General features: G+C 37.6%; 5 protein-coding genes and 1 pseudogene. 1 reads left to right on the top strand and 5 read right to left on the bottom strand.

Annotated features, from left to right (window positions below):
* Positions 1 to 75 precede the first annotated feature (75 nt).
* Positions 76 to 1,284: an IS256-like element ISAba26 family transposase gene (locus MKL51_RS07080; RefSeq protein ID WP_000343018.1), complete on the top strand. Its 1,209-nt coding sequence runs from the start codon at positions 76 to 78 to the stop codon at positions 1,282 to 1,284.
* A gap of 25 nt (positions 1,285 to 1,309) precedes the next feature.
* On the opposite strand, the pseudogene MKL51_RS07075 reads toward MKL51_RS07080, so the two are convergent.
* The 5 genes and pseudogenes from MKL51_RS07075 to MKL51_RS07055 all read right to left on the bottom strand — a co-directional run.
* A pseudogene (locus MKL51_RS07075) lies at positions 1,310 to 1,597 on the bottom strand (hypothetical protein); the annotation flags it as partial.
* A 75-nt stretch (positions 1,598 to 1,672) separates the two neighbouring features.
* Positions 1,673 to 3,181 carry a hypothetical protein gene (locus MKL51_RS07070; protein WP_057090789.1) on the bottom strand — a complete coding sequence of 503 codons (1,509 nt, stop codon included), beginning with the start codon at positions 3,179 to 3,181 and terminating at the stop codon, positions 1,673 to 1,675.
* A complete protein-coding gene (locus tag MKL51_RS07065; protein ID WP_171265775.1) occupies positions 3,181 to 4,827 on the bottom strand; it encodes a hypothetical protein in 1,647 nt (548 codons plus the stop codon). The genes MKL51_RS07070 and MKL51_RS07065 overlap by 1 nt, the downstream gene beginning before the upstream one ends.
* A gap of 138 nt (positions 4,828 to 4,965) precedes the next feature.
* A complete protein-coding gene (locus tag MKL51_RS07060) occupies positions 4,966 to 5,433 on the bottom strand; it encodes a DMT family transporter (protein ID WP_057090876.1) in 468 nt (155 codons plus the stop codon).
* On the bottom strand, positions 5,426 to 6,151 hold the full coding sequence (locus MKL51_RS07055; protein ID WP_057090875.1) for a DUF3865 domain-containing protein: 726 nt from the start codon (positions 6,149 to 6,151) through the stop codon (positions 5,426 to 5,428). The genes MKL51_RS07060 and MKL51_RS07055 overlap by 8 nt, the downstream gene beginning before the upstream one ends.
* Positions 6,152 to 6,163: the final 12 nt, after the last annotated feature.

Below are 6,163 nucleotides of genomic sequence, written 5' to 3'. Positions count from 1 at the left end.
GGGACTGTTCTAAATTTTGTGTAAGTACTTAATTTTCATTTATCCTTCAGAGGATAATTACAAAAGGTACTTCACATGGATGAAGCAACAATCAAAAGTATGGCTGCCGAATTGGCTAAAGGTCTAAAAACACCAGAAGACTTAAACCAAATGACAGCAGTCTTTAAAAAATTCATGATTGAAACTGCACTCAATACTGAACTTTCAGACCATCTCGGTTATGAAAAGCATCAGCCCAAGAAAGGCTCAAATAGCCGTAATGGGTTTAGTTCTAAAACCATTACAACTCAAGATGGACAACTGGCTTTAGATATTCCCCGTGATCGAGAAGGTTCATTTGAGCCACAAATTATCAAAAAGCACCAAACACGCATCACCAGTATGGATGACCAAATCCTCTCACTGTATGCAAAAGGAATGACTAATAGGGAAATTGTAGCCTTCTTCAAAGAAATGTACGATGCCGATGTGTCAGCATCTCTCATCAGCAAAGTTACCGATGCTGTGATTGAGCAAGTGACTGAGTGGCAAAATAGAGCCTTAGATAGCCTTTATCCTGTTGTCTATCTTGACTGTATTGTTGTCAAAGTCCGTCAGCACTCCAATGTGATTAACAAGTCCGTATACCTTGCTTTAGGCATCAATATGGATGGGCAAAAAGAATTACTGGGTATGTGGATTGCTCAGACAGAAGGTGCCAAATTCTGGCTGTCAGTCATGACAGAGCTAAAAAATCGAGGAGTACAGGACATTCTTGTTGCCTGTGTAGATGGATTAAAAGGCTTCCCTGACGCGATAGCCTCTGTTTACCCTCATACTGATATTCAACTGTGTATCGTGCATGTTGTACGCAATAGCCTGAGATTTGTAAGCTGGAAAGACTACAAAGCTGTTACGTCGGGTCTGAAAGCGATTTATCAGGCAAGTACAGAGGAAAATGCTTTAAAATCCCTAGACATCTTCTGTGATCAATGGAATCACCAGTATCCCAAAATTGGAGAATCCTGGCGGGCCAATTGGGAAAATATCCGAACGATCTTTAGCTATCCAGCCGAAATACGTCATGCAATTTATACAACAAATGCGATTGAGTCGTTGAATAGCGTAATACGCCATTCAACGAAGAAAAGGAAAATCTTTTCATCTGATGACTCAGTAAAGAAGGTCATTTACTTAGCAACATCAAATGCTGCGAAGAAATGGACGATGCCAATTCAAAATTGGCGTTTAGCAATGAATTGGTTTACGATTCAGTTCGATGATCGATTAAAAGATCATTTATAAAAAATGGAACTTACACAAAATAATTTACAGGCTCCGAACCGTTATTTAGGTGTTCAATAACTGATTCATCAATGTTTTTGATAGCTTCCGCATATAAGACTTCAACTACTTCATCCAATTTTGGAAAGTCACTTTCTTGACGTGCAAAGGATAATGCTTGCTTCGCTACAGACAAGTTAAGTTCTATTTGCTTATGGATGATAAGAAGGAAAAACCGAGCAATATTGCTCTGAAAATGCATGAAATCAATCATGTAATAAATCGCAACCAATACAGTGTCTTTAGTGATTGGTTTGAGCTTTAAGATGGACATATATCCCTCAACATAGGAACTTTATATTCCTATGTTGAATGATCGTAAGTACTTAATTTTGAGTAGGTTCCAGAACTAAATATCTAACCCTTCGAAAAGAATGTCATTAATTTTGTTCACTTCTGTTTTTTCAATGTCATCAACTTGAGTAATTTTAATTTTCAAAGCATTGTGGAAACGTTGGGCCCCTTCTCTGGTTAATCGAATTATTTTAGATCTACATGAGCTACTAGACTCAATCAAAGAATCGTACATTTGCACACTAATGAAATCATCACCAAGCACTTGTTGTGCATATTGGATAGCATCTTTGACACTTACTGGTTCAGGCTCACCAAACAAACCTACATTACTGCTATCTATAGCCTGTTTCTCTGCAAATTCAGCTAAAGCTTTAAATAACATACTCATTTTTTTTGAACTGCGGCTATTCTTGGCGAGAAACACGGCGAGCTCAGCAACACCTTCCCCTAGATCCTCAAAAAGCCCTTGCTGCTTTACAAACTCAACAATATCTTGATCATTTTGCTTTGCAGATAAAATGGTATTTGCTGCATCAATAATTGCATTAGCAACACGTTGATCAATGGCTTGCTCCATACCTTCAACGATTTGATCCGATATATCTTGAACATTTCCACGACTTATAGCTTGTGCTTCAATAAATTTAGGCGCAGCAACACCCAACGCATTAAGCATGTTTTGAAGATCTGGTTTTGTATGATCAGCCATCATTTCTAGCAAACGATCATCATTGTACGCTTTACTAAAAATTGCGGCCTTGATTCTGTTTATCAGTGCTTGTGTTGGTTTTTTATCTTTCGTGGTGTACTGGGCTGCTTCCGTATCACCTAATTTAGTCAAAAAACCTTGAATAAACTTTTGATTACTTACTGCTAATAAATCACCGTCTTCACTCGGGTTAAAAAGAGCCAGTAAATTATCATCTAATCGTTTAGCATCAGCTTTAGCTCGTTCTGTAGCTGTAAATGACAACTTATCATCTTGGTTTGCATCAATAGCAAATTGTGCTCTATCAATCTCAGTGGTACGAATACGTATCAATATTGGTTTAGAAATGGCCTGTACTTGCTCAGAACTAAAACCAAAGTAATCGGCTTCATCAATTAACCATTGTTTATACTCATCTGCGGTGCCCTGCTCATATGCAAGCTTGATTGCCATGGTTCGACCGTTTCCTGACTCCACAACTAAATCGTCTCCAGTTATCGGTGCTCCTGTATCTGCCCGCCCTGAGCGGCCAAGGCTTTCGGGATCTAAATCATTAGCGGTTTTATGTACCCATGCTTGTGATGATTCACGGCTACGATCTCGCGGTTGTAATTCTTGAGGATAGTTTGGGTTTTCTGCACCTGTCGCCGTATGAGACGCAATGACTTGATCAATATCGACTAAGGCGAAGACAGTAGAAATCTTTTCCCCTTTGGCTGTCTTAACATTATTAGTTCTGCCCCGTAAAAGCCCTGTTAAGGACTTCGTTGGTTTAAAGAAACTAATCATTTGATCAATTACAATTAAAGGGTCCGTAGCTATTACAGAAGGCGTAATAAATTTAAGTAACATTAAACGCTCTCCTTAACTTTAATTTGGTTAAGCAACTCAGTTACAGCTGGAATTAATAAAGGGTCTTCTAAATTCTTCTCAGCCTCATCTCGAACTTGTTCTAGTATTTCCAAACTTACGCCTACTTGTCCTTCAATGATTGACTTATACAAAGGATTTGAAGTATCCGAAGCTGATAGATTTTGTAGTTCTTCAGGTGTCACCTCTGGTGCTGGTTCAGGCGTCACCTCTGGTGCTGGTTCAGGTGTCACCTCTGGTGCCAGTTCAGGTGTCACTTCTGGTGTTGGCTCAGGTGTCACTTCTGGTGTCGGCTCTGGTGCCGGTTCAGGCGTCACCTCTGGTGCTGGTTCAGGTGTCACCTCTGGTGCTGGTTCAGGTGTCACTTCTGGTGTCGGCTCTGGTGCCGGTTCAGGCGTCACCTCTGGTGCTGGTTCAGGTGTCACCTCTGGTGCCGGTTCTGGTGTCACTACTGGTGTCGGCTCTGGTGTCACCTCCGGTGCCGGTTCAGGTGTCACTTCTGGTGTCGGTTTACTTTTGGAAATAGCTAAATTATCTAATTCAGATTGCAAACTTTCTATTTCTTGCTTTAAAGATGCCAATAAACTCTGCTTTTCCAAAACCCGATTTTCCGCTTCAGCCAAAGCTTTAGCTTTTTCGGCTTTTTTAGCTTGTAAGCGTTTAAAACGATTACTATTTTGGTTAATTAACTTCATGATTCGACCAGCGAGAACAGGAATTGAAATTCCTTCTCCCTGATTAGGCTGAATTGCAGCTGTAATATCGCGATTGTTCATTAAGATCTTCCATGAAATTAATGAATCTGCAGAACTAATTTTCTTTGAAAATCGATCTGGCTTATGAAAAAGGATTGTGAAGTTTTGACCGTCATCAAAATCATAAGTAAGCGCAATTTGAAGTACTTTTTTATGCTTGAAGGGCTTACTTTCAGTAACGTTAATGACTTTAACACCAGTTTTAGAAAACTGATCCATAGCGTGATGCAAAATAGCAGACAGCTGCTCTAAATGCTGGTAATCGACAATAATAGAATCATAATGAGCTTCTTCTACTTCCAGACTAGATAATAGCGTAGGCAACCCATCAAATTTACTTAGCAGCTGACTATGGTCATCATTTCGCTGCATATCTAGAAGAAGTTTTGCTGTATCACCATCATGAGAAACTAAACTGATACCATCCCATTGAGGTGTTTCTGCAGCAATCACGTTCTGTAATTTCTCTAATTGCCATCTTTGAATTGGTTTAGACCCAGACAAATTAAATTGTTTGGAAGATAGGTGGCGTTTAAGACCAAATTGATTTGTTTCAATTACATCTGTAACACAAGCGTCAAACATGCGTCCAAACTGTAAGATTGCTAGTTCACCAGCATGCTGATCATCAATTGCACCAAGTATGGCAACTGAATCATAAGCTTCGATTCCGCTCTTCTGCCCTTTTAAGTTAATCACTCGCCAGAGGTCATTTTCCGTGTAGTCTTCAGTGACTAAGGCATTAATTTGACGGTAATCACCTTTAATAAATCCAATTGAACAAGCGCCACTATTCACCATTGAATCAAAACCAGGTACTAATCGGCTTTGATGTGGTGCATGTGTTTGAGTAAAAATTGATTTAACACTCACGGAGTTATCCTCATTTTAATATGAGGATATTTTCTCAGCCGAATTTATTATTAAATTCGATAAGTTCCAAATTTGAAAATATAAAAAATTTTATAACCTTTAGTCATAAATAAAAATTAAAAGCCACTTTATCGTCTTTTAATTAGAAATTTTACGATATTCGTTATAAATCATAATTAGACCTCCAATTAAAATAAATCCTAAACCAAGTAGTTTCAAACCATCAATCTTTCTTACCTGTACACCAAGTAATCCCGTACTATCAATGATAGTTGCAAATAGCATTTGTCCTAAAAAGACCCATAGAAGAGTGGTAGTAGCTCCAATTTTTGGAGCTGCAACAAACATACATAGAATGTAAAGAGATCCTAAAAATCCAGGCATCCACATCCACCAAGAAGTTTGTTCATACTGTGGAGGTTTAATCCCTCCATCCATAATTAATGCAATTATAAGTGAAGCTATTGCACCTCCAACATAAAGGTAAAAAGTAGATTGTATTTGTGTTGCACCACTAGTGTTTCTGAAAGCATTAACCATCGCTAACTGTAGAGGGACTATAAGTCCCCCCAAAACACTAATGAATACATAGTTAATATTATGCATTCTTAACCTCTAAGTATAAACTGCTCCAAAAATTATCGAGAAGTTCAAGAAATTTATTAAAACCAATCATGAATTTTTCTTTTTTGGCATCAGTATCGATTATGGACCAAATTGTTCTATTTAAATCTTCAGCATGACGAGCTTCAGTTCCATCTAAATGAATATCATAAAAATTGGAAACATCTAACCATTTTTCGTCTGAAAAAAGTTCTTTATTTTTCTCAGCTCCTTTTACTAATAATTCTAATTGAGGTAATGCGTGGATTTCTTGTGCTAAAGCAGCACCTAACATTATATAAAGGTCACTATTGAAAAGTTTTTCAGACTCTTCTTTTAATTTCATCGTAGAGTCTATGCCTTTTCCATAAACAGGAGTTTTGTCATATAAAACCTGACTATAAGAATTTACAGATTTTATAAATAGATAAGCATGAGGTTGTCCGTCATCTAACCCTTTTTCCTCAGCAATATTCATTTCAAAAGCTTCAATAATCTTTGGAATGTTCTCATTTAATACATTTTCATTAGTCTGAGTTTTTTTTAAAATTTCACAACCTAAATCAAGACGTGCAGCAGTTGGACCCAACCAATGTCTAAGATTATTAACAAGTATAGTATACTGAGAATAAGTATAATCATTACTATGATTAGACCAATTAATAAGACACTCATTTTCAGCAACTTTTTTTGCTGCTAATTGTAATTCACTATAATTCATTGTTTTCCACCT

Origin of the sequence: Acinetobacter sp. AOR18_HL, from assembly GCF_027855145.1 — a bacterium.
Taxonomy (GTDB): domain Bacteria; phylum Pseudomonadota; class Gammaproteobacteria; order Pseudomonadales; family Moraxellaceae; genus Acinetobacter; species Acinetobacter pittii.
The sequence above is the reverse complement of the archived record's forward strand: the minus strand, read 5'-3'. Positions and strand labels throughout refer to the sequence as shown.

What these genes read in the sequence shown, in the direction of transcription:
- MKL51_RS07070 (WP_057090789.1), bottom strand. Translation starts at nt 3,181, where the DNA reads ATGTTACTTAAATTTATTACGCCTTCTGTAATAGCTACGGACCCTTTA.
- MKL51_RS07080 (WP_000343018.1), top strand. Translation starts at nt 76, where the DNA reads ATGGATGAAGCAACAATCAAAAGTATGGCTGCCGAATTGGCTAAAGGT.
- MKL51_RS07060 (WP_057090876.1), bottom strand. Translation starts at nt 5,433, where the DNA reads ATGCATAATATTAACTATGTATTCATTAGTGTTTTGGGGGGACTTATA.
- MKL51_RS07055 (WP_057090875.1), bottom strand. Translation starts at nt 6,151, where the DNA reads ATGAATTATAGTGAATTACAATTAGCAGCAAAAAAAGTTGCTGAAAAT.